Below are 22185 nucleotides of genomic sequence, written 5' to 3'. Positions count from 1 at the left end.
GCTTCTCTTTCCGCGAAAAACGGGGATGCCTGCTAAAATATATGATTTGGTGAATAAAGATAGAAGGTTAATTCAACAATAAAATAAATGAAAGCATTCAAGGAGGGAATCTGACGTGCGAATTCTTTTCATTATCATACAAGCCTTGTTTATCCTGACCGGCTGCACTGCTGTACAGGACGGCCGCGGCCGCAATATCCAGAACGAATCAACCGATCAGCGTGATGCAAAACCGATTCATGTGAAAAATACGGCTCCTGAGACAGCTGAAAATCCCGGCCGGACAGACATCGCTAAGCATCTCGTCGAAGTAACCGAAAAAATCCCCGGCATTTCAGATGCCACCGCGGTTGTACTCGGAAGATACTCCGTTGTCGGAATCGATGTGGATGACAATTTAGAAAGAAGCAAAGTGGAGAGCATTAAATACACCGTTGCCCAGGCGTTAAAAAACGATCCTTACGGCGCCAATGCCGTTGTCGTGGCTGATCCTGATACGGTTTCCCGTCTGAGAGGCATGGGCAGCGACATTAAAGCCGGCCGCCCCGTTTCAGGCATTTTGGACGAACTTGCCGCCATCGTCGGTCGTGTCATGCCGGAAGTCCCGAATGATGTGACCGACAATGAAAAAGAATCACCGACTCAATCGAATGATGATCAGCTGAACCAAAGAGACCAGAACAAGCTGCAGAACGAACAGAACGATCAATCAGATCATCATATGAAAAACCGCCAGTAAAAAGCAGCGCCCGCTCCAAAGGAAGGGCGCTGCTTTCTTTCCCTTTGGCAGGAGGGGCATCCATGATATAATGCTTGTCATAGTGAAAGAGGTGAAAATCAATGAGAGTAAAATGTTCCATTTGCGACAAAATTGAACAAATTGATGATGAAACACTGACAGCCAAACGCCTCCGCAATCGTCCGATTCATACATATATGTGCCGGGAATGCCATGACCGAATCAAAATCAAAACGGAGGCGCGGCTGAATACCGGACACTTTTCCTTTCATCCTGGACAAAAAGCGAAAAAAGATAAACTGAAAAAATAAACCGAATAAAAAATGACCCGCCGGAAGGCAAGGTCATTTTTTTATTGCGGTTTAGCTGACTGGCTTTTTTTGGACTGGTGCAGACGGATTTTGTAAATGATCAAAATCAAGGCGGCGACAACAAGCCCTTCTCCGACCGGCAGAAACACACCGAAAAAAGTCAGCACGGTGCAGCCGAGCAGGAGAAAGAGATAAACTGCCGCAGCCTTCAACACCGGCAGCCGTTTGGCAAAGCCGAGTTTAAATACAATCACCGAAAGCACGACGATCGTTCCGTATAACAGCCACATTCCCGCCAGCGGATGCTCATCCACTTGGTAAAGAGCCGCAAAGAACGACAGCCGTTCACTTACTTCATTCAAAAAGATCCCCCTCCCCTTTTCCGTTCGGGTTCTACCTTTTCAAATTCTGCAAGTGATTAAGACATTCCTGCTGTTTTTTTCTTTTTCGCCGCTTTTTCACGTTCGTTTTTATTCAGGATTTTCTTTCTTAAACGGATGGATTCCGGCGTTACTTCGCAGTATTCATCCTCGTTTAAGTACTCGAGTGATTCTTCAAGCGACATAATGCGCGCTTTCTTAATCGTAGTCGTTTGATCCTTCGTAGCGGAACGGACGTTTGTCTGCTGTTTCATTTTGCTGACATTGACGACAAGGTCATTGTCACGGTTATGTTCGCCGACAATCATGCCTTCATACACTTCTGTTCCGGGCTCAACGAAGATGACGCCGCGGTCTTCAATACCTTGAATTCCGTAAGATGTCGCTTTTCCGTTTTCCATGGAAACGAGCACACCCTGACGTCTGCCTCCGACTTGGCCTTTTTGCATCGGCTGATAGCTGTCAAACGTGTGGTTCAGGATACCGAAACCGCGTGTCAGTGACAGAAACTCAGTAGAATAGCCGATGAGTCCGCGTGAAGGTACGGTAAAGATCAGGCGGACCTGGCCGTTTCCGTTATTAATCATATCAAGCATTTCGCCTTTTCTCGCACCCATTGATTCCATAACAGAACCGGTATGCTCTTCAGGCACGTCAATCTGCACGCGCTCAACAGGCTCGCAGCTGACGCCGTCGATTTCCTTAATGATAACTTCAGGTTTAGACACTTGAAGCTCATAGCCTTCACGGCGCATGTTTTCAATTAAAATGGACAGGTGAAGCTCACCCCGTCCTGAAACAACCCATGCGTCTGGTGATGCAGTCGGTTCGACACGAAGACTGACGTCTGTTTGAAGCTGCGCGTTCAGACGCTCTTCAATTTTGCGGGCTGTGACATATTTGCCTTCACGGCCTGCAAACGGGCTGTTGTTTACGACAAATGTCATTTGAAGCGTAGGCTCATCAATGCGCAGAACCGGCAGCGGCTCATGGTGGTCAGCCGGACAAACCGTTTCACCGACGTTGATGTCTTCCATGCCCGAAACGGCAACAAGGTCTCCCGCTCTCGCTTCTTCAATTTCCACGCGTTTCAATCCTTGGAAACCGAAGATTTTCGTTACGCGGAATGATTTTACCGTTCCGTCAAGTTTCATCAATGAAACCTGCTGACCCACTTTCATCGTGCCTCGGAAAACGCGTCCGATACCGATACGGCCGACATAATCATTGTAATCAAGCAGCGCCACTTGGAATTGAAGAGGCTCTTCGGCGTTATCTACCGGGGCAGGGACATGTTCAAGAATCGTTTCATACAGTGATTCCATATTTTCGTCCTGCTTTTTCGGATCCAGACTTGCCGTTCCGTTAATCGCAGAAGCGTAGACGACAGGGAACTCAAGCTGTTCTTCATTTGCGTCAAGCTCGATGAACAAATCAAGCACTTCATCAATGACTTCTTCCGGGCGGGCGAAATCACGGTCGATTTTGTTCACGACGACAACCGGATTTAAGTTCTGCTCAAGGGCTTTTTTCAGTACGAAACGGGTTTGCGGCATGCAGCCTTCATATGCGTCAACGACTAACAGAACGCCGTCAACCATTTTCATAATCCGTTCTACCTCTCCGCCGAAGTCGGCGTGTCCCGGAGTGTCCAAAATATTAATGCGTGTATCTTTATAGTTAATCGCAGTATTTTTCGCAAGAATTGTAATACCGCGTTCACGTTCAAGATCGTTTGAATCCATTGCGCGCTCGGCAATATTTTCGTTGGCACGGAATGTTCCGGCTTGGTGAAGCAATTGGTCTACCAAAGTCGTTTTCCCATGGTCAACGTGGGCAATAATCGCGATGTTGCGAAGATCGTTTCGAAGTTTCACATTTTCATCTCCTAAAAAAATTAGATAACTTTCATATTATACCACACATCCTCTTTAAAAGCGTTACGTTTTTCTGTAAACTGAAAGTATGACGTTAAAGGGGATGGAAATATGAAAAAATTGAATTGGCTCTTATTATTATTTGCATTCGCAGCAGTCTTCAGCATGATGCTGATCGGCGTATCAATCGCTGAGAAAAGCGCATGGGGCATCATCGGAAGCATTGTTCTCGTTATCGCCATGATGGGAAGCGGTTTCACCGTAAAGAAAAAAATGCGCGAACAGGGACTGCTTGATTAAAAGCATGACCCTTTGCAAAATTCCGTAAACATGGAAAGACAATATCTTATGAAGCCTGAATCAAAGATTCAGGCTTTTTTATATCCTCAAAAACAGGCTCCAGATGTAAGGCTTATCTCCCCCGCCTTCTAGTCAGGAAGCCGGAAATGACGGCCCCCATTCTAGTTACATCAGCAGATTCCCTCAGAAAATGCAGTCTGAAATAGTCCGGCATCGTTATGCAGAAAATACCATACCTCCTATATCAATTCCATCATTGTCTTTTTATACTTGTGGCTGTAAGCAAATACACATGACAAGGAGAGAATGACATGAAAACATCTTTTTTGAAAAAAACCGCTGTAACTGCCGCCGCAACCGCCTCAGCCGCCTTGCTTGCATTCAGTCCGCTTGATTCTGCCGGCGCAAAAACGATCCAGGCAAATGAACCGCATGCCCTGCAGGCTTCCGCAGAGAAAACACCGGAAGACGCGGCAAAACTCATTGACATCATCAGCCAATCCATTTACGAAAAAGACGGTGTCTATTATTTTGACGGTGAAAAAGCGGTTGAATTGGGATTAGATAAAGAAGCCGCACAGACCATTCAAAAGCTGTGGGACAGGTCAACCGAATTTTTAACCGTTCTTTCTCAATGTATTGAGAAAACGGACGGCGAATATACATTTAATAAAGAAAAAGCGGTGGAGCTCGGATTTACGGAAAAAGAGGCCCTTATCGTTGATCAGCTGTTCACCGCTTTTTCCCAAAGTCTTCATATCCTTCAATCTGCGCTGATTGAAGAAGACGGTGTGTATACGTTTGATCAGGACCTTGCTGAAAAAGCAGGAGCAGGAAAAAAAGAAGCAAAGCTGTGTGCCGGATTCTTTAATTCACTGCCTCAGGACTTGCTTGAAGGCATTTATACAGCCTTTCATCCGGCTGAGTAAACGGATAAAACGCCCGGTCATGCAGCCGGGCGTTTTTTTAAATCAGCAGTTTAAAGATCAGCATGATAAAGAAAACAGCGCCGAACAAACAGGCTGCTTTTATCAGCAGCTTCCCGTAATACCGTTCCTTAAACCGCCTTTCTTCTTCTGCATAACAGGCGGGCTCCTTCATCTCGGGGCTGCCGAGGTCAAGCGGCTCCTTCATCATATGATATAAACTTTCGCACTTACCGCATGATTCAAGGTGGCGGGAAATAAACCGCTCCGTTTCTGTTTCACAATCGCCTTCAATATATAAAGGGAGTAAATCTCTCACTAAACAGCAAGTCATATCTGTCCGTCCTTCCTTTTTTCCGCCAAGTGCTGTTTCAGCTGCATTCTCGCCCTGTACAGGGTGCTCTTCACCTTTGAAAGACTCCAGTCCAAAACATCAGCAATCTCTTCGTAAGACAGCTCTTGAAATTCCCTTAAAATTAAAACGGTCTGCTGATCGCTTTTCAGACGCTGAATCTGCCTGGTCAGCGCATTCTGAGTGTCTGTCCGGGCGACGTAATGCTCCGGCAGTTCATATGTTGTTTGCTGAAGCCCTTCATTCAGAGTGATATCTGAAAATTGATATTTTCTATCACGTCTGTACCAATTGATGAAGGTATGATGGGCAATTGCATAGAGCCACGTTCTGATAGACGAGTGGCCCTTAAATGAATCAAGCCCGTTAAATGCTTTCATAAATGTATCCTGAGCGAGGTCTTTAGCGGTTTCAGCATGTTGTGTGCGTCTGTAAAGGTAATACATAATATCTTGATAATGTTCACGATACAGCTGTTCAATTGACATCTTGTTTTTCATTTAAAAGTAAAACCACACTGTCATCCAGATTGAGAGCACAATGAAGAATCCGTACAATCCATACGTCAGGCATTTCATGTATTTAATCTGGCGGATATCGCCGGACGGCGCACTCAAGCCATGTTCATTCTGCCGTTTTCTGTTTTCCGCCTCTGCTCCGAATAAATGCTCATGTTCTTTCATCCACTGGAGCGTGCCGCCTTCAAGTTCTCCTTCTTTATAAAGGTCGTATAAATCGAAGAAGACAGCCTTTTTTTCTTTATTGTTCATAAAGGTTCACCGCCTCGTAAGTATCCGCGTTCACTACATATACGTCATGACGGTTTGAACCGAACGGCTGAATAATGACGAGCCATGCGTTATATGTTACGCCAGCTTTCACCGCTATGACAGGCTTCACCCGCTTTTTGTAAATGATGCCGTTATATGCCCCCGCCACTCTTTTGAAGGCTGTTTCCCCGTCTCTGTATGTATGCGGGAATGTTTTGGCGCTTACCTGTCCGTAGAATGAGACCTCTTTCATGCCTTCTTCATTCCGGAGCGTAACGAATGTGCCTTCAGAGTTTTCAAAAACGAGAGTGCCTTCCGATTTTTCAATTTGTCTAAGTTTTGAAGTATCCGCGCCCAGCAGCAATGAAAAGAGCTTCTTCTGAAGTTCTGTTTTTGTTAAAACGGTGCTGTCAAGTGAGACTCTGATTTTCATAAGACGTCCGGATGCTGCATCAAATATCAGCTCCGTTCCGTTAGTCGCAGTTACGGTCAAACTGCTGCCGATCAGGCTGTTTATATCTGTATTTTTAATTTCAAATGTCTGATCAGGCATTTGCAGCGTACGAAAGGCGGCTTTTGTTGCTTTCACTATGTCTTTTTCCGTCATATGCACCTGCGGCAGTGACTCAAGCTGATAAATAGACGAATCTTCTGAAAAACCCATAATGGTGTCTTTTTCCCAGTAAAATACTGTGCCTGAATTTTCGTGTTTCGTCCCTTGTCTTTTCGGCGCAATCTCCACGACAAACTGTCCGTCTTCTTTTTTCACTGTTGTCTGAATGCCTTGTGTTTTTATTTTTCGGCCGTGCGCCGACAAGAAATCCAGCGACTTTTTCCGGTATTCCTCTTCTGTAAAAGTGCGGCCTTCCGGTTTTTTAAGACATTGATAATTTGTAATCAAACGGGAAACCTCGTCCACTTCCGCTTCATAATCTTCCGTTTTAAAACGGTAAAAGTAATGGAGGTCCTGATTGGTCTCTGTTAAATAAATCGGATTCTCAGCCGGAAAAAATGACGTAAGGATCCGTTCCGCTTGGTCTGAAGTGATATGTTCACCCACATTATCAACAGAATCTTCAGCTATCGGCTTTGAAACCGCAAAAGCTGCATCGCCCGCATTGTATACCGGGTTCAAAAAGACAATAAAACCAGCGGCCGTTGCCGCCGCAAGAAAGCTTTTCGTCCGCTGTCTGATCCTGTCTGACCGATGAAATAAATGATGGGTCATCAGAAAACCGACCATCGTTAAATACACCGTAAATGGGAGAAGTCTGCCGTAATCTTTTGTTACACCTGCCGAGGGCGCAGCGAGCACCCACACCAACAGCCCGATGACCCCGGCATAAAACACTCCGATAAAAACGGGTCTCGGTTTCCAATACATTTTAAAGAATAAAACATTCATAGAAATCAGAAGTAGTAAAACAACCGTAATAAAACATAGCATCGAAACTATATCCTCCCCCGCCATCGCATCGGGACTGTTATTCCAGAAAGTGAAAAAACTGAAGATCAGCTGAATGACGGGCAGTGTCACCACAGTGAGATCAAAGGTATAAAATATGCCCTTTCCCCTCTGCTTCTGCGGCATGAGCATATAGTGAAACGCGGTGAGCAGCACATACCCATACATTAAGAGATGAACGATCGGAAGAAGCTCTCTTTCTTCCGATATCAAATAGTGCGCGCTAAAGCGAGTACTCTGCACCTGATGAACCAATTCAACTGTTATGCCCGCCAATAATACGGCCCTGAGCAGAATTCCTGAATAAAACCAAACTCTCTCACGGCTGATTTTCGGATGAAAAGTCAGCGCGTATAAAACAGCAAGGCAGACGGCTGACCACTGAATGATCAACACGCTCTGTCTGCTTAAAATGAAATATCTGTCGAAATGCTGAATAAAATGACTGAAAATCTCTGACATCTGAAACAATCCTTTTCGTTTATTAAGGCCTCACCCGTTTAGACAAACGGCTATAAAAAAAGTTTTACAGATTGGAACATTTTTCCCCTATCATTTTTCCCGACTTCATTTGTCATTTTTTTCAGAATAAATCGCATCATTCGACTCATGTTTGATTCAACACGTGCCTCTCGGCTTATCCCCTGACGATGCCCGCCGGAAGCCTTTACGGGACGATTCTATCAATTCATCAGCGGAGTCTAGTTTTATATTGCAGAATGAGAGAATGCTGGTTTATTATAACAATATAAGTTTTCATTATTTTCAAAAAGGGGGATTTATTGTGGGTTTAGGTAAGAAATTGTCTGTTGCTGTCGCCGCTTCCTTTATGAGTTTAACCATCAGTCTTCCGGGTGTTCAGGCCGCTGAGAATCCTCAGCTTAAAGAAAACCTGACGAACTTTGTGCCGAAGCATTCTTTGGTGCAATCTGAATTGCCTTCAGTCAGTGACAAAGCAATCAAGCAATACTTGAAACAAAACGGCAAAGTCTTCAAAGGCAACCCTTCTGAGAGACTGAAGCTGATTGACCACACGACCGATGATCTCGGCTACAAGCACTTCCGTTATGTGCCTGTCGTTAACGGTGTGCCTGTGAAGGACTCGCAAGTCATTATTCACGTCGATAAATCCAACAATGTCTATGCGATTAACGGCGAATTAAACAACGATGCTTCTGCCAAAACGGCAAACAGCAAAAAATTATCTGCAAATCAGGCGCTGGATCATGCTTTTAAAGCAATCGGCAAATCACCTGAAGCCGTCTCTAACGGCAACGTTGCAAACAAAAACAAAGCCGAGCTGAAAGCAGCGGCCACAAAAGACGGTAAATACCGCCTCGCCTATGATGTAACCATCCGCTACATCGAACCGGAACCAGCTAACTGGGAAGTAACCGTTGATGCGGAAACAGGGAAAGTCCTGAAAAAGCAAAACAAAGTGGAGCATGCCGCTGCAACCGGAACAGGTACGACTCTTAAAGGAAAAACGGTCTCATTAAATATTTCTTCTGAAAACGGCAAATATGTAATGCGCGATCTTTCGAAGCCTACCGGAACACAAATTATTACGTACGATCTGCAAAACCGACAATATAACCTGCCGGGCACGCTCGTATCTAGCACTACAAACCAGTTCACAACTTCTTCTCAGCGCGCTGCGGTTGATGCGCATTACAATCTCGGCAAAGTGTATGATTATTTCTATCAGACGTTTAAACGCAACAGCTACGACAATAGAGGCGGCAAAATCGTATCTTCTGTTCATTACGGCAGCAAATACAATAACGCGGCCTGGATCGGCGACCAAATGATTTACGGAGACGGTGACGGTTCATTCTTCTCGCCTCTTTCCGGTTCAATGGACGTCACGGCTCATGAAATGACACACGGCGTTACACAGGAAACGGCCAACCTGAACTATGAAAATCAGCCGGGCGCTTTAAACGAATCCTTCTCTGATGTATTCGGGTACTTCACCGACACTGAGGACTGGGATATCGGTGAGGATATTACGGTCAGCCAGCCGGCTCTCCGCAGCTTATCCAATCCGACAAAATACGGACAGCCCGACCATTACAAAAATTATCAAAACCTTCCGAACACTGATGCCGGCGACTACGGCGGCGTGCATACAAACAGCGGAATTCCGAACAAAGCCGCTTACAACACGATTACAAAAATCGGCGTGAAAAAAGCGGAGCAGATTTACTATCGCGCACTGACGGTATATCTCACTCCGTCATCAAGCTTTAAAGATGCAAAAGCAGCTTTGATTCAATCAGCGCGGGACCTTTACGGCTCTCAAGACGCTGCAAGCGTAGAAGCGGCCTGGAATGCGGTCGGCTTGTAAACAAGAAAAGAGACCGGAGAAATCCGGTCTCTTTTTTATATCTGCAACATTTCACAATGGCTTCACCATGATCATATATGTCTTTTCCCGATCGTCTTTTTCAAGCTTAAGCTGTTCAAAGCCGCATTGGCTTAAAAACAAAACCCATTCCTGCCTGTCCAGGGGAACGGCTGAAAACATCGCTTTATGCTCTCCTCTCAGCCGGCCCGCAATCTCTTCAATGACCGCGCGTCCGATTCCTTTCTCTTTTGCCTCCGGAGCGACGGCCACGGTTCCGAGCCACGGTTTTCCGTTTGAAGGGGCCCATTCCAAATGAAAACTGACGGCGGCAGGAGCGCCGTCAATCTCCCATACGAGCCACGTTCCATTGTACATGGAGTATGCAAGCATAAACTCCGCCGCATTTTTTGTTCCGAACTCTTCCTTTTTCCACACCGGGTGCGATGCCGCCAGCTGCTCCAGAAACCCGAGATCTTCTTCTTCAAAATCTCTACCTGTCAGCATGTAAATAGTCGTCAAAGATAATTTTATGTATAGCCGGATTGCCCGCAAGCACGCTGTGGTTGTCTAAAAACGTGAACGGTTCGCCGTCTGTGGTCGTGTAAATGCCCCCGACTTCGTTCAGCAGCACGCAGCCGGCAGCGTAATCCCACGGCGCGAGCCTCATCGTAATGTATGCGTCAATGCGGCCGGCCGCAACACTGGCCAGCTCAAGTGCCGCCGAACCGTAGGAACGCGTTCCTCTGACCCGTTTTACGAGCGGCGCCAAAATACTCGGGTCAATCCTTCTGTTTTCCGTCACCCATGTGGCATTGATTGCAATAATGGCTTCTTCAATGGAAGCTTCTTTTAAAGGAGCAAGCGGCGCATCGTTCAGATAAGCCCCTTTTCCGCTGAATGCGTGATACAGTTCGTCCTGCATCACATCATAAATTAAGCCGATTTTGCCTTTTCCGTCTTCAAAGATGCCGATGGAGATCGCGAAATGCCGCTTTTGATGGACAAAATTCATCGTCCCGTCAATCGGATCAATGATCCAGACGATTCCGTCAAGGGAGCGGAGTTTATCCCCCTGCCCTTCTTCTCCGAGAATCCGGTGTCCGGGAAAAGTTCCTTGTATACGGTCAATGAAAAAGCGCTCCGTCTCTTTATCAATATTTGTGACTAAATCATTCGGATTTGATTTTGTTTCAATCGTCAAGCTTTCCTGCATGGATTGTCTGATTCTCGTTCCGGCTTCTTTTACCCATTGTTTTGCGATATCATCAATTTCCGTCCAATTTGTCATACCGTGTACCTCTTTTCTATGTATAGCTTATTCTATAGCATACTGATAAAGGCGATGAAAAAGCAAGGAAAATGAAAAAAATGCCTTCTCACGTAAAAACGAACCATTTCCTGCGGTTCGTTTTTACTATTCTTTATCCGTTAAGCCGAATCCACTCTTTTCTGAGACGTTCCAGTTTTCTTTTGCTGAGATCGATTTGATCTTCATTCTCTTTTTGCATGGCCTCATACAGGGTTGCCAATTCATAATCAACCTCTAGTCTCCAGACAGCTACACGGTTATTTTTTTCCTCCCTGAATCCTTCCTTCACCACTTGCCTCATTGTCTTTCGCCCCTTCCAGAGATCATTTGTTAAAAAAGCATCCCATTTTTCCAATTCATTAATGATACTTCTTATATCGTATGGAAACTTATATTCGGCTGTAACAACATTCTTAAAATTGTGTGTTTACCTATTCGTTTTTTACCACCATTCCTCTCGGCTCAAACGTTCTCAATGTTTTTGCGGCCGGCGGCGGCTGTGGTAAAATATGAATACTTACGTTAAGGAGGAAAAAGATGACTCAGATGCGTTTTACAAAAGAAGACTTCGATACATTTACAATAGAAGGTTTAGATCCGCGCATGGAGGTGTTAAAAGAACAAGTCCGTCCGAAGCTGACCTTGTTAGGAGAGCATTTCGCACCGACATTGTCAGCATTGACAGGAGATGAAATGTTTCCGCATGTCGCCAAGCACGCGAGAAGATCTGTCAACCCGCCGGCTGACAGCTGGGTTGCCTTTGCCAACAGCAAACGCGGGTATAAGAAACTCCCTCACTTTCAGATCGGATTATGGGACACCCATATGTTTGTATGGTTTGCCATCATTTATGAATCTCCGATAAAAGAGGAATACGGCAGATTGCTGGAAGCGAAGCAGGAGGAAATCACAAAACAGATTCCCGGTCATTTTGTATGGTCGCCGGATCATACGAAGCCAGGTGCGTACAAGCAGTCCGACATGGATCAGGAGCAGCTGAAAACATTATTTGAACGCCTGCAGACAGTGAAAAAAGCAGAGCTTTTATGCGGCATTCAGCTGCAAAAAGAAGACGTGATCAACATGAACAACAATGAATTCCTGCAAACCATTGAAGATGCTTTTAGGAAGCTTTCCTTTTTATACACACTGACTCAGAAAGTCTCATAACATAAAAAGCGGGCCGATTGCCGGCTCGCTTTGTCTACATTTTGATAATCGCTTGATCTGATTGTTTCGCCTGTTTCACAGTCCGATACGGGGAATAGGTGCTGTCAGCTTCAAATTGGCTGCAGATTTTCTTTTCTTCCGCTTTCCCGGGAACGATTTCTTTAAAGCGGCGGTACGCATTCAGAAGTCTGTCTCGGTCAGCTCCTTTTTCATAGGCGTTTTCCACCTGCTGAAAAAAAGCAATGACGTCCACGGCCTCCTCTGTCGTCCAGTCCTCATTCATCGGATATTGATATTCCAAATGTCTTCACTCCTTTATCATCATGCTCAAAAATAAGCATCTTCCATAGATCATAAATTGTTCTTTACTTTCTTTCAAGTTCATAATATAATTCATTTGTTTTACGTTTAAAAAACGGGTAATAAAACTGAATGTAATACAAACTAATCCGTAGGTATTATGATAAAGGTGGGAAAACAATTGCCGCAACATGAAACACCCCTGTACAGCGGACTGAAAAAGCACGCGGACAGACAGCCTGTCCAATTCCACATTCCGGGCCATAAAAAAGGCGCGGGAATGGACCCGGAATTCAGACAATTTATCGGAGAAAACGCGTTAAGCATAGATTTAATTAATATCGAACCTCTGGATGATTTACATGCGCCAAAGGGCATCATTAAAGAAGCCCAGGATCTGGCCGCGGAAGCATTCGGCGCAGACCACACCTTCTTTTCCGTACAAGGGACGAGCGGCGCCATTATGACGATGGTCATGGCCGTATGCGGACCCGGAGATAAAATCATCATTCCGAGAAACGTTCATAAATCCATTATGTCGGCCATTGTATTTTCCGGAGCGGTGCCGATTTTTATACACCCGGAAATTGACGATGAGCTCGGAATTTCTCACGGCATTACGCTTGAGTCCGCCGAGCGGGCTTTGACGGAACACCCTGACGCAAAAGGCCTGCTTGTCATCAATCCGACATACTTCGGTGTGGCAGCTGACTTGAGCAGCATTGTAAAGCTCGCGCATTCTTTCGATGTGCCTGTTCTTGTCGATGAAGCGCACGGCGTGCATATTCATTTTCATGATAAGCTTCCTCTGTCCGCCATGCAGGCGGGCGCTGATATGGCAGCCACAAGCGTGCACAAATTGGGAGGCTCCCTGACGCAGAGCTCCATTTTAAATGTGAGAGAAGGCCTTGTTTCCAAAGAAAGAGTACAGTCGATTTTAAGCATGCTGACGACAACGTCAACATCCTATCTGCTTCTCGCTTCACTGGATGTCGCAAGAAAACGCCTCGCTACAGAAGGCCGCGATCTTCTTGAAGATACGATTCTGCTGGCGGATCAGACACGGGAACGCCTCAATCAAATTGAAGGCATCCGCTGTGTCGGCGAAGAAATCACAGGGTCTAAAGCTGCCTTCAGTTATGATCCGACTAAATTAATCATTTCGGTCAAAAACCTCGGCCTGACGGGTCATGACGTTGAAAAATGGCTCCGCGAATCATTTAATATCGAAGTCGAGCTGTCCGATTTGTATAATATTTTATGTATTTTCACCCCCGGAGACAGAGCAGGAGATGCCGACCGTCTTGTAAGCGCGCTTACAGACATTTCAAAGCAGGCTTCTGCAAATGACTATGCTCATCAGCAAGCGGAAGTTCTGCTTCCTGAGATTCCTCTGTTAGCGATGACGCCAAGAGACGCTTTTTACGCAAATACGGAAGTCATTCCGTTAACAGAATCCGCGGGACGGATCATTGCAGAGTTTGTCATGGTGTACCCGCCGGGAATTCCGATCTTTATTCCGGGTGAGATCATTACTGAAGAAAATATCAGCTACATTTTTAAAAACTTGGACGCCGGCCTTCCTGTGCAGGGTCCCGAAGATGCCACGCTTGAAATGATCAGAGTCATCAAAGAGCAAAAAGCCATCCAATAAACATAAAGAAGCCCGAAACGAAATCGTTTCGGGCCTTTTTTACGCTTTTTACTCTTCTTCAAGATGACACTGGCATTGTCCGCAGCATGTTCCGTATAACGTCGTGACCTTCTCATCCTCAAAGTAATGAATCGCTTCGTTACAGTCTTGGCAAACAATTGTACCCATCTGTCATTCCCCATTTCTCAGAATTTGAAAACGCTTAATTTTCACTTGTTGTTATTATATTATTATGTCACATTTAATATGTCAACTGATAAATTGTATAACACATTTATTTTTTACGGTCTTTTTATAGCTCTAGGGTCAATCACGGTATAACCTTTATGACGCAATCCTTTTACAATGTCCGGCATGGCTTCAGCCGTCCATTTCCGGTCATGCATCAATATGTTGGCGCCGTCCCGCAGGTAAGGACTGCTCAGGGTGATATCGGTAAGCGCTTTTTTGGATTGATATTTCTGATCCCAATCATACCCGAAGGTCCAGTTCATTTTCACCATACCTTCTTTTTTTATAAGTCTGTCACTGTAGTCCGTATTGCTTCCGAAAGGCGCCCTGAAAAATGCGGGTTTCTCTCCTATTACCTTTTCAACCGCTTTATTGACGCCAATGATTTCTTCCCGTTGTTTTTGTTCGGAAAGATCTTTTAAGTTTTGATGAGTCATTGTATGATTTCCGATCATAAAGCCTAACTCATGAATATGCTTAAGCGCTTTCTTATTTTCATCTTTTTTCAAAAAATGTCCGTTTACAAAAAAGATCGCTGACGCATTGAGATCATGCAGTTTGTCCGCAATCTCAGCGGCATGCTGATCAGGCGCGTCATCGATCGTTACCAATGCGATCGGTTTTTTTTCTTTCTGTTCATCCATTTTTTCCACAGAAAAGGTTTTCGGATTGATATAGTAACGGGGCTCCGCCTTCTGTTTTTTCTCTTTTGTATGATGGTTTTCCCGTTTGGCATGATTGGCCGCGGCTTGAGAATAGGGTTTGTTTGTTTGCATCTTTTCATTTGATTGGCAGCCGGCGAGTAAGCACATACATATGACGGCTGCAGCGGCTTTATACATGACAATCCCTCCTGATATGGTTTTGCCCCCAGTATAACGAAAAAACAGCGCTCTCACGAAAAACAATGTGCCTTTTTTACACATCGGCTGTACAAGTTGTCACACGTATTATTTCTTCATTAAAAACGGTTTCAATTATATAACAATTCAGTAACAAGCCTTAGGTTTTTCACCTCTCGTGATACACTTAATATAGTCCTTATAAATGGATGAACCAATATATTATATAAAACAGAGGAGTAAGATAGATGCGCTACCGTACGGTGATTCCCTTTTTTTTGATGCTGTTCGTTCTGTCAAGCTGTTCGGTTTCTACTGTCATTCCATTCAAAAATAACCGGATCGACAGCATTCATCACACTCAAATCTTGTTTTTTTCCGATGAAAATCATATAGATAAAGAAGTTCCTTATTACGATGCGATTCTTGATTTAGAAAAGAAATATCCCCATCATGTCGATCAAATGAAGGTTTATGACAACAGAAAGGGATGGGAAGAGGAAATCAATACGTTCCCTGCGCTGATGGTGATCAATCATCGGCATGTGGTCATGAAGATTGAGGGATCCGTAAAGAAAAAAGAGGATATCATCAAACCTATGCAGCATGTGCTTGCACAATAAAAACAGCCCCCGCTTTTACAAACGGGGGCTGTTTCTTTGTTACATCATTATTTTACGATGTGGATCGGGCTTCCGATTGCTACTTCGGCAGCTTCCATAGTGATTTCGCCCAATGTCGGGTGAGCGTGAATTGTCATCGCGATATCTTCAGCAGTCATTCCGCCTTCGATCGCCAGGCTCAATTCAGAAATCATGTCAGAAGCGCTTGCGCCGGCAATTTGCGCACCGATTACAAGACCGTCTTCTTTACGGGTGATCAGCTTCATGAAGCCGTCAGTTTCGTTAAGAGACAGCGCACGTCCGTTTGCTGCAAACGGGAACTTAGCTGCAACGACTTCAATGCCTTCTTCTTTCGCCTGTGCTTCAGTGTAACCGACAGAAGCCAGTTCAGGCTCAGAGAATACAACCGCCGGAATACCGAGGTAATCGATTTCAGCCGGCTCTCCTGAAATAGCTTCCGCAGCGATTTTACCTTCGTAAGACGCTTTGTGAGCCAATGGAGGTCCGTCAATGATGTCACCGATTGCGTAAATGTTCGGTACGTTTGTGCGGCACTGCTTGTCTGTTTTAATGACACCGCGGTCAGTCATTTCGATACCGACTTGCTCAAGGCCGAGCTCATCAGTGTTCGGACGGCGTCCGACAGTGATTAATACGTAATCAGCATCAACCGTTTTTTCTTCGCCTTTTACTTCGAATGTAACTGTTACGCCGTCAGGTCTTTCCTCAACGCCTTTAGCCATGGCGCTTGTATGGATTTCAACGTTGCCTTTTTTCTTCAGTCTGCGGGTAACGAGGGAACTCATTTGTTTTTCGAAGCCAGGAAGAATTTCATCTCCGCCTTCTAAAATAACCAATTCAGTTCCGAAGTTCGCATACGCTGTTCCAAGCTCAGTACCGATATATCCGCCGCCGATAACAACGAGCTTTTTCGGAATTTCTTTAAGCGCCAGTGCGCCTGTAGAGTTCAGAACGCGTTCGCTATATTTGAAGTTTGGCAATTCGATAGGGCGAGAACCGGTAGCAATGATCGCGTTTTTAAATGTGTATGTTTGCGCAGAGTTCTCATCCATTACGCGGACAGAGTTGCTGTCTACGAAATAAGCTTCCCCGTTTACAACGTCCACTTTATTTCCTTTTAAAAGACCTGCAACACCGCCGGTAAGCTTATTTACAACAGAAGCTTTCCATTCTTGGACTTTTGTAAAGTCAACCGTTACGTTCTCAGCAGTGATTCCCATGTCATCTGAATGTTTTGCATTCTCGTAACGATGGCCTGCATTGATGAGCGCTTTTGAAGGAATACAGCCGACGTTCAGACAAACGCCTCCAAGAGTTGCTTTTTCAACGACTGTTACTTTTTGTCCAAGCTGAGCAGCGCGGATGGCAGCTACATAGCCGCCTGGTCCCGCACCAATCACAAGAGTATCTGTTTCAATAGGGAAATCTCCTACTACCATAACATTACGCCTCCATTAAAATAAGTTGTGGATCGTTCAGTAAACGCTTGATGTGGTTTAACGCATTTTGTGCAGTTGCTCCGTCAATCATACGGTGGTCAAAGCTGAGAGAAAGAGCTAAGACAGGAGCAGCTACAATTTCACCGTCACGGACGATCGCTTTTTCAGCAATACGGCCGATACCGAGAATCGCAACCTCTGGGTGGTTGATAACCGGTGTGAACCATTGGCCTCCGGCAGAACCGATATTTGTGATCGTGCAAGAAGCGCCTTTCATTTCCGCAGGTGCAAGCTTGCCTTCACGCGCTTTTGTAGCAAGGCTGTTGATTTCATCAGAGATTTCGAAAACGGCTTTACGGTCGGCATTTTTCACTACCGGCACAAGCAGGCCTTTTTCGGTATCCGCTGCAATTCCGATGTTGAAGTAATGTTTTTGGATCACTTCATCTGTTTTATCATCAATCGATGTGTTTAAAACAGGGAATTTTTTCAAAGCGGATGTTAATGCTTTGACGACGTAAGGCAGATAAGTCAGCTTGATGCCTTGATCAGCAGCAACTTGTTTGAACTGTTTGCGGTGAGCAACAAGATTTGTTACGTCAACTTCATCCATAAGAGTTACGTGCGGTGCAGTATGCTTAGAGTTCACCATTGCTTTCGCGATCGCTTTACGGATACCGCTCATTTTTTCGCGTGTTTCAGGGAATTCGCCTTCAGGAGCCTGAGCCGCTGCAGGTTTAGCTGTTTCCTGAGGTGCAGCTGTTTCTTGCGGTGCCGCTTCTTGAGCCGCTCCTCCATTTGCAAAGCTGTCGATATCTTCTTTTACAACACGTCCGTTATTGCCTGAACCTGTTACTTTACGGATATCCACGCCTTTTTCACGGGCATATTTGCGTACGGAAGGCATCGCGATCACGCGTTTGTTCGGATCAGCTTCCGCTTGGTCCTGCTGTCCTGCGCCGGTTTCTTTTGCAGGCTCTTTAGGAGTCTCTTCTTTAGAGATGTCCTGCCCTGCTTCAGCAGACGACTGAACTTGAGCCTCAGTTTTCGCCTCTCCTGAATCATGGCTTCCTTTGAATTGAAGATCTTCGTAACCAGGTGCGTCAAACGTAATAATCGTTTGTCCAACAGTTGCAACTGTTCCCTCTTCAACTTTTAATTCTAATACTTTTCCTTTAACAGGTGAAGGAATTTCTACCACTGCTTTATCATTTTGCACTTCAGCCAGAACATCGTCTTCTTCTACCTCGTCGTTCGGCTTCACAAACCATTTTACGATTTCGCCTTCGTGGATACCTTCCCCGATATCCGGAAGTTTAAATTCAAATGCCACAGTTTTCGACCTCCTAGTTGATTAAGCAAATTTTAGTTATGCATACGCAAGCATTGAACCTAGTAAACAGACTCCTTCATCATAAGAGAAAAGGACTCTCTTTACCGTCTTTTATGATGCCTGATTAAAATTCAAGAACTTTTTTCGCAGTTTCAAGAACGTCTTTATGGTTTGGAAGCCATACGCTCTCAGCAAGCGAGAAAGGAAATACTGTATCAGGCGCCGCAACACGCAGAACCGGAGCTTCCAGGCTCAGAATCGCGCGGTCATTGATTTCAGCTACAACGTTGGCAGCGATGCCGGCTTGTTTTTGAGCTTCCTGCACGACAATTGCGCGGCCTGTTTTTTCAACAGAAGCAATAATCGTATCAATATCAAGCGGGCTTACAGTGCGAAGGTCGATAACTTCAGCAGAAACGCCTTCTTTTTCAAGCTCTTCAGCAGCCTTAAGCGACTCATGAACCATCGCGCCGTATGTGATGATAGAAAGGTCAGTACCTTCGCGTTTCACATCAGCTTTGCCAAGCTCGATTGTGTATTCCTCCTCAGGAACTTCCTGACGGAAAGAACGGTAAAGTTTCATATGCTCTAAGAAAACAACCGGATCATTGTCTCTGATAGAGGCAATCAGCAGTCCTTTTGCATCGTAAGGAGTGGAAGGGATAACAACTTTAATACCCGGCTGCTGAGCGATAAGGCCTTCCAAACTGTCAGCGTGAAGTTCAGGTGTATGAACCCCTCCGCCGAATGGAGAACGGATTGTCACCGGAGAAGTCCAGCGTCCGCCGGAACGGTAGCGGAGACGAGCCATTTGTCCTGAGATTGAATCCATTACTTCATATACGAATCCGAAGAATTGGATTTCCATAACAGGACGGTAATCTTGCAGGCCTAAACCGAGAGCGAGACCGCCGATACCGGATTCAGCAAGCGGCGTGTCAAATACGCGGTCCTCACCGAATTCTTTTTGAAGGCCTTCAGTTGCACGGAATACGCCTCCGGCAACGCCTACATCTTCCCCGAAAAGCAGAACGTTTTCATTGTTTTTCAGTTCTGTGCGTAACGCATCAGTGATCGCTTGAATCATTGTCATTTGCGCCATGGCTTACTTCGACTCCTTCGCTTTGTAAATTTCAAGTTGTTCTTTCAAGTTGAACGTCGGCTCTTCAAACATATTCTCAATCAGCTCTGTTACTTTCGGTTTTGATTCGCCGTCAGCCTTTTTGATAGCTTGTTTGATTTCTTCTTTGGCCTGTTCAATCACTTTGTTCTCTTCTTCTTCAGACCATAGTCCTTTGTTTTCCAAGAACTTGCGGAAACGTACGAGCGGGTCTTTTTGCTCCCATTCATTTTCTATTTCTTTCGTACGGTATTTAGTCGGATCGTCACCGGACATTGTATGAGGTCCGTAACGGAATGTAAGAGTTTCAATCAGAGTCGGACCTTCACCGTTAATTGCGCGCTGGCGTGCTTCTGCAGTTGCAGCGTAAACGGCTAGTGCGTCCATTCCGTCTACTTGAACACCTGTAATACCGACGGCAACTGCTTTTTGGGCAATTGTCTGTGCGGATGATTGCTTTTCTACAGGAGTTGAAATCGCATAGCGGTTATTCTGAACAACGAAGATCGCTGGCGCTTTAAAAGCTCCGGCAAAGTTCATTCCTTCATAGAAGTCACCTTGAGAAGCTCCGCCGTCACCAGTGTAAGTAATAGCAACCGCTTTTTTACCGCGCTTTTTAAGACCTAAAGCTACACCTGCGGTTTGAATAATTTGAGCACCGATAATAATTTGAGGTGATAAAGCATTTACTCCCTCAGGCATCTGATTACCTTTAAAATGGCCTCTTGAGAAAAGGAATGCCTGATGTAAAGGAAGCCCGTGCCAAATCAGCTGAGGAACGTCACGATAACCCGGAAGGATAAAGTCGTCCTGTTCAAGCGCGAAGTGTGATGCAATTTGAGAAGCTTCCTGGCCCGCTGTCGGTGCATAGAAACCTAAACGTCCTTGACGGGAAAGAGAAATTGAACGCTGGTCTAAAATGCGGATATACACCATTCTTCTCATTAATTCTTTTAACTGATCATCTGAAAGATCAGGCATTGCGTCTTTATTTACGACTTCTCCTTCAGCATTTAAAATTTGGAACGTTTCAAACTGCTTATGAATAGCATCAAATTGTTTTTTGCTATCAACAATTGAAGTTTTTGTCTTTGCAGCCATTTTTTAAACCACCTCTTCTTTTGATTTAACAGGGTTAGGATACCGTTTAGCCATCCGTATTAAAAACAGTCTTATCATGCTCTGCAATTCTAAAATTAATCATTCAGAAATTCACATAGCGCTTAAGCAAAGATAATGACGTTTAAACTGTACTAATAAAAAAAGATTTTTTATTAGTACAATATGATCAACAACCATAGTTTACAGTAATTAAACAAAGCCGTCAATTATTTATAACCTTATTTTGAAACCGCTTATAAAACTTAAGATCATACTGCGCCAAACTGTACTATAAAAGACTTTAAACTGTATTATAAAAAGGCTCTACTGTACTATAATTTAAAAAAATTACAAAGAGTAAATTAAGTTATTTAACTTCGAGGGCGGGCTTTGAGAAGATGCAACGGGATAAAAACGGGCAGTTAGCAATCGTCCCGCCTGCCGGACAGACGGGACGATGCTTTTGTCTAATTATTCAATACCCGCCCACACGATATTCAGCGGCGTCAGCACGGCATGAGGATGAAACTCGGAAATCGGAGTGAAAAATACATACGTAAAATCTTCGGCTGGATCAGAAAACATGCCGCACCAACCCATTCCAAGATGTGAGAAGGTGCCTTCTGTCATGAAATAATGGTCACCGGCCGGCCACAAATTAATGCCTAAACCAAAGCCGCCCTCCTCTCTGGGCGCTCCGAAGAAGTAAAAAGGAAGACCGGGCTTTATTTGATTTCTCAGCATGGCCTCGACTGTTTTTCTGCCAAGCAGCTTCTTATCTTTCAATCTGCCTTTATTTCTAAACATTTCAGCTAACTTCCAAATATCTTCCAACGAAGAGTACAGACCGCTTGTCGCTTTATTCGGAAAATGCGGGTGATGACTTTTTTCCAGCTGTACGCACTCGTGCTCATTGATCACACAAACTTCTTCTTTTAAAGCATCAGGCACATAAAAAAACGTTCTTTCTAATCCGAGCGCTTCAATAATATGCTTTGTTACATACTGTTCGTAGGATACGCCTGTTACTTTTGAAATAATGATGCCAAGTATGACAAAGCCGGTTCTGGAATAGTTCCATGCTTCATCCACTCCGTACTCTAAAGGCGTACTGACCAGATAGTTTATCCATTCTTCCTCATTCGTTAAGTCAATCGCTTCAGCCTTTTGAATATCCAGCTCAAAACTTAATCCCGCCGTATGAGTCAAAAGGTGTAAAATCTTAATTTCTCCGAAACCCGGTTTATCAAACGCAGGCAAAATGAGCTTGACCGGCATTTTCAGATCGAGCAGACCTTTTTCGACGAGCTGCATGACAGCTACAGCGGTAAACACTTTTGTCAAAGAACCGATTTCTCTGATTGTATCAAGCTGAAATGTTTGCTTTTCTTTTTGTCCGCCGGTAAATTCCCCTAACGACTCAGCTGCAAAAACCTCGCCTCCTCTTGACATCATATAACTCGCACATTGCAGATCTCCATTGTCTATCATCGTCTGATAATGGCTGTTAAGAGCGTTAATTTGTTTCATATCAAATGCCGGATTGCTTATTGTTTGTTTCATTGTTTTCTC

25 protein-coding genes are annotated in these 22185 nt (G+C 44.8%); 8 read left to right on the top strand and 17 right to left on the bottom strand.

Features of this window, described 5'->3' with window-relative positions:
• Positions 1-115: 115 nt before the first annotated feature.
• Together G9F48_RS03065 and G9F48_RS03060 are read left to right on the top strand one after the other, a co-directional pair.
• A complete protein-coding gene (locus G9F48_RS03065) occupies positions 116-739 on the top strand; it encodes a YhcN/YlaJ family sporulation lipoprotein (RefSeq protein ID WP_003154498.1) in 624 nt (207 codons plus the stop codon).
• Between the two features lie 101 nt (positions 740-840).
• Complete coding sequence (locus G9F48_RS03060) at positions 841-1050, top strand: YlaI family protein (RefSeq protein ID WP_003154499.1); 210 nt, start codon at positions 841-843, stop codon at positions 1048-1050.
• A 41-nt stretch (positions 1051-1091) separates the two neighbouring features.
• On the opposite strand, the gene G9F48_RS03055 is transcribed toward G9F48_RS03060, so the two are convergent.
• Complete coding sequence (locus G9F48_RS03055) at positions 1092-1412, bottom strand: YlaH-like family protein (RefSeq protein ID WP_165409012.1); 321 nt, start codon at positions 1410-1412, stop codon at positions 1092-1094.
• A gap of 56 nt (positions 1413-1468) precedes the next feature.
• A complete protein-coding gene (gene typA / locus G9F48_RS03050) occupies positions 1469-3307 on the bottom strand; it encodes a translational GTPase TypA (RefSeq protein WP_003154502.1) in 1839 nt (612 codons plus the stop codon).
• Between the two features lie 111 nt (positions 3308-3418).
• Between typA and G9F48_RS03045 the strand changes: the two genes are divergently transcribed.
• Together G9F48_RS03045 and G9F48_RS03040 are read left to right on the top strand one after the other, a co-directional pair.
• Positions 3419-3607 (top strand): YlaF family protein, encoded by a 189-nt coding sequence (locus tag G9F48_RS03045; protein WP_003154504.1) that lies wholly within the window; start codon positions 3419-3421, stop codon positions 3605-3607.
• 311 nt (positions 3608-3918) lie between these two features.
• Positions 3919-4536, top strand: a complete 618-nt coding sequence (locus G9F48_RS03040) for a hypothetical protein (RefSeq protein ID WP_165409011.1) — start codon at positions 3919-3921, stop codon at positions 4534-4536.
• A 37-nt stretch (positions 4537-4573) separates the two neighbouring features.
• On the opposite strand, the gene G9F48_RS03035 is transcribed toward G9F48_RS03040, so the two are convergent.
• Genes G9F48_RS03035 through G9F48_RS03020 form a run of 4 tightly spaced genes read right to left on the bottom strand, consistent with a single transcriptional unit; the run spans position 4574 to position 7582 of the window.
• Entirely contained in the window at positions 4574-4867 is a 294-nt protein-coding gene (locus G9F48_RS03035; protein WP_003154508.1) for an anti-sigma factor family protein, read from the bottom strand.
• Positions 4864-5385, bottom strand: coding sequence for a sigma-70 family RNA polymerase sigma factor (locus tag G9F48_RS03030; RefSeq protein ID WP_165409010.1), 522 nt, complete (start codon positions 5383-5385; stop codon positions 4864-4866). Before G9F48_RS03030 ends, G9F48_RS03035 begins: the two co-directional genes overlap by 4 nt.
• On the bottom strand, positions 5386-5655 hold the full coding sequence (locus tag G9F48_RS03025; protein ID WP_070081772.1) for a hypothetical protein: 270 nt from the start codon (positions 5653-5655) through the stop codon (positions 5386-5388).
• Positions 5645-7582: a hypothetical protein gene (locus G9F48_RS03020; protein ID WP_165409009.1), complete on the bottom strand. Its 1938-nt coding sequence runs from the start codon at positions 7580-7582 to the stop codon at positions 5645-5647. The genes G9F48_RS03025 and G9F48_RS03020 overlap by 11 nt, the downstream gene beginning before the upstream one ends.
• Before the next feature lie 322 nt (positions 7583-7904).
• Here G9F48_RS03020 and G9F48_RS03015 point away from each other — a divergent pair, with 322 nt between their 5' ends.
• Positions 7905-9470: a M4 family metallopeptidase gene (locus G9F48_RS03015; protein WP_069473399.1), complete on the top strand. Its 1566-nt coding sequence runs from the start codon at positions 7905-7907 to the stop codon at positions 9468-9470.
• Between the two features lie 51 nt (positions 9471-9521).
• Here G9F48_RS03015 and G9F48_RS03010 read toward each other — a convergent pair whose 3' ends face one another.
• The 3 genes from G9F48_RS03010 to G9F48_RS03000 all read right to left on the bottom strand — a co-directional run bounded on the left by G9F48_RS03010 (position 9522) and on the right by G9F48_RS03000 (position 11080).
• Positions 9522-9974, bottom strand: coding sequence for a GNAT family N-acetyltransferase (locus G9F48_RS03010; RefSeq protein WP_128574608.1), 453 nt, complete (start codon positions 9972-9974; stop codon positions 9522-9524).
• Positions 9961-10758 (bottom strand): inositol-1-monophosphatase, encoded by a 798-nt coding sequence (gene suhB, locus G9F48_RS03005; RefSeq protein WP_070081769.1) that lies wholly within the window; start codon positions 10756-10758, stop codon positions 9961-9963. Before suhB ends, G9F48_RS03010 begins: the two co-directional genes overlap by 14 nt.
• 133 nt (positions 10759-10891) lie before the next feature.
• Positions 10892-11080 carry a hypothetical protein gene (locus tag G9F48_RS03000; RefSeq protein ID WP_003154513.1) on the bottom strand — a complete coding sequence of 63 codons (189 nt, stop codon included), beginning with the start codon at positions 11078-11080 and terminating at the stop codon, positions 10892-10894.
• Between the two features lie 236 nt (positions 11081-11316).
• Between G9F48_RS03000 and G9F48_RS02995 the strand changes: the two genes are divergently transcribed.
• A complete protein-coding gene (locus tag G9F48_RS02995; RefSeq protein ID WP_014470447.1) occupies positions 11317-11949 on the top strand; it encodes a DUF1054 domain-containing protein in 633 nt (210 codons plus the stop codon).
• 34 nt (positions 11950-11983) lie between these two features.
• On the opposite strand, the gene G9F48_RS02990 is transcribed toward G9F48_RS02995, so the two are convergent.
• Positions 11984-12250 carry a UPF0223 family protein gene (locus tag G9F48_RS02990; protein WP_007409667.1) on the bottom strand — a complete coding sequence of 89 codons (267 nt, stop codon included), beginning with the start codon at positions 12248-12250 and terminating at the stop codon, positions 11984-11986.
• Between the two features lie 180 nt (positions 12251-12430).
• Here G9F48_RS02990 and G9F48_RS02985 point away from each other — a divergent pair, with 180 nt between their 5' ends.
• Positions 12431-13903 carry an aminotransferase class I/II-fold pyridoxal phosphate-dependent enzyme gene (locus G9F48_RS02985; RefSeq protein WP_071391880.1) on the top strand — a complete coding sequence of 491 codons (1473 nt, stop codon included), beginning with the start codon at positions 12431-12433 and terminating at the stop codon, positions 13901-13903.
• 48 nt (positions 13904-13951) lie between these two features.
• Here the strand turns inward: G9F48_RS02985 and G9F48_RS02980 are convergent, their stop codons facing one another.
• Together G9F48_RS02980 and G9F48_RS02975 are read right to left on the bottom strand one after the other, a co-directional pair.
• Positions 13952-14071, bottom strand: coding sequence for a GapA-binding peptide SR1P (locus G9F48_RS02980; protein ID WP_003154518.1), 120 nt, complete (start codon positions 14069-14071; stop codon positions 13952-13954).
• A 113-nt stretch (positions 14072-14184) separates the two neighbouring features.
• On the bottom strand, positions 14185-14976 hold the full coding sequence (locus G9F48_RS02975) for a polysaccharide deacetylase family protein (protein ID WP_071391881.1): 792 nt from the start codon (positions 14974-14976) through the stop codon (positions 14185-14187).
• 248 nt (positions 14977-15224) lie between these two features.
• Between G9F48_RS02975 and G9F48_RS02970 the strand changes: the two genes are divergently transcribed.
• Positions 15225-15599 (top strand): hypothetical protein, encoded by a 375-nt coding sequence (locus G9F48_RS02970; RefSeq protein ID WP_014304946.1) that lies wholly within the window; start codon positions 15225-15227, stop codon positions 15597-15599.
• Between the two features lie 47 nt (positions 15600-15646).
• On the opposite strand, the gene lpdA is transcribed toward G9F48_RS02970, so the two are convergent.
• The 5 genes from lpdA to G9F48_RS02945 form a co-directional block, all read right to left on the bottom strand.
• Positions 15647-17059 carry a dihydrolipoyl dehydrogenase gene (gene lpdA, locus G9F48_RS02965; RefSeq protein ID WP_014304945.1) on the bottom strand — a complete coding sequence of 471 codons (1413 nt, stop codon included), beginning with the start codon at positions 17057-17059 and terminating at the stop codon, positions 15647-15649.
• 4 nt (positions 17060-17063) lie between these two features.
• Complete coding sequence (gene pdhC, locus G9F48_RS02960; protein ID WP_003154526.1) at positions 17064-18392, bottom strand: pyruvate dehydrogenase complex dihydrolipoyllysine-residue acetyltransferase; 1329 nt, start codon at positions 18390-18392, stop codon at positions 17064-17066.
• A gap of 124 nt (positions 18393-18516) precedes the next feature.
• Entirely contained in the window at positions 18517-19494 is a 978-nt protein-coding gene (gene pdhB / locus G9F48_RS02955; protein ID WP_003154528.1) for a pyruvate dehydrogenase complex E1 component subunit beta, read from the bottom strand.
• Between the two features lie 3 nt (positions 19495-19497).
• The gene (gene pdhA, locus G9F48_RS02950; protein ID WP_007611171.1) at positions 19498-20613 is read right to left on the bottom strand and encodes a pyruvate dehydrogenase (acetyl-transferring) E1 component subunit alpha; all 1116 of its coding nucleotides are present in this window, start codon (positions 20611-20613) and stop codon (positions 19498-19500) included.
• A gap of 471 nt (positions 20614-21084) precedes the next feature.
• The gene (locus G9F48_RS02945; protein ID WP_165409008.1) at positions 21085-22176 is read right to left on the bottom strand and encodes a serine hydrolase domain-containing protein; all 1092 of its coding nucleotides are present in this window, start codon (positions 22174-22176) and stop codon (positions 21085-21087) included.
• Positions 22177-22185: the final 9 nt, after the last annotated feature.

The sequence above is a fragment of the Bacillus sp. EKM420B genome, assembly GCF_011065565.1.
In the GTDB taxonomy this organism is placed as follows: Bacteria; Bacillota; Bacilli; order Bacillales; family Bacillaceae; genus Bacillus; species Bacillus velezensis.
Note: the sequence above shows the minus strand (reverse complement) of the source record. Positions and strands in the feature narration are given on the sequence as shown.

Excerpts from the sequence above, each read along its gene's own strand:
- G9F48_RS03025 (WP_070081772.1), bottom strand. The coding sequence starts at position 5,655 with ATGAACAATAAAGAAAAAAAGGCTGTCTTCTTCGATTTATACGACCTT.
- G9F48_RS03030 (WP_165409010.1), bottom strand. The coding sequence starts at position 5,385 with ATGAAAAACAAGATGTCAATTGAACAGCTGTATCGTGAACATTATCAA.
- G9F48_RS03060 (WP_003154499.1), top strand. The coding sequence starts at position 841 with ATGAGAGTAAAATGTTCCATTTGCGACAAAATTGAACAAATTGATGAT.
- pdhA (WP_007611171.1), bottom strand. The coding sequence starts at position 20,613 with ATGGCTGCAAAGACAAAAACTTCAATTGTTGATAGCAAAAAACAATTT.
- G9F48_RS03020 (WP_165409009.1), bottom strand. The coding sequence starts at position 7,582 with ATGTCAGAGATTTTCAGTCATTTTATTCAGCATTTCGACAGATATTTC.
- G9F48_RS03045 (WP_003154504.1), top strand. The coding sequence starts at position 3,419 with ATGAAAAAATTGAATTGGCTCTTATTATTATTTGCATTCGCAGCAGTC.
- lpdA (WP_014304945.1), bottom strand. The coding sequence starts at position 17,059 with ATGGTAGTAGGAGATTTCCCTATTGAAACAGATACTCTTGTGATTGGT.
- G9F48_RS03010 (WP_128574608.1), bottom strand. The coding sequence starts at position 9,974 with ATGCTGACAGGTAGAGATTTTGAAGAAGAAGATCTCGGGTTTCTGGAG.
- G9F48_RS03040 (WP_165409011.1), top strand. The coding sequence starts at position 3,919 with ATGAAAACATCTTTTTTGAAAAAAACCGCTGTAACTGCCGCCGCAACC.
- G9F48_RS02970 (WP_014304946.1), top strand. The coding sequence starts at position 15,225 with ATGCGCTACCGTACGGTGATTCCCTTTTTTTTGATGCTGTTCGTTCTG.
- G9F48_RS02980 (WP_003154518.1), bottom strand. The coding sequence starts at position 14,071 with ATGGGTACAATTGTTTGCCAAGACTGTAACGAAGCGATTCATTACTTT.
- G9F48_RS03035 (WP_003154508.1), bottom strand. The coding sequence starts at position 4,867 with ATGACTTGCTGTTTAGTGAGAGATTTACTCCCTTTATATATTGAAGGC.
- pdhB (WP_003154528.1), bottom strand. The coding sequence starts at position 19,494 with ATGGCGCAAATGACAATGATTCAAGCGATCACTGATGCGTTACGCACA.
- G9F48_RS02945 (WP_165409008.1), bottom strand. The coding sequence starts at position 22,176 with ATGAAACAAACAATAAGCAATCCGGCATTTGATATGAAACAAATTAAC.
- G9F48_RS03000 (WP_003154513.1), bottom strand. The coding sequence starts at position 11,080 with ATGAGGCAAGTGGTGAAGGAAGGATTCAGGGAGGAAAAAAATAACCGT.
- suhB (WP_070081769.1), bottom strand. The coding sequence starts at position 10,758 with ATGACAAATTGGACGGAAATTGATGATATCGCAAAACAATGGGTAAAA.
- G9F48_RS02995 (WP_014470447.1), top strand. The coding sequence starts at position 11,317 with ATGACTCAGATGCGTTTTACAAAAGAAGACTTCGATACATTTACAATA.
- G9F48_RS02975 (WP_071391881.1), bottom strand. The coding sequence starts at position 14,976 with ATGTATAAAGCCGCTGCAGCCGTCATATGTATGTGCTTACTCGCCGGC.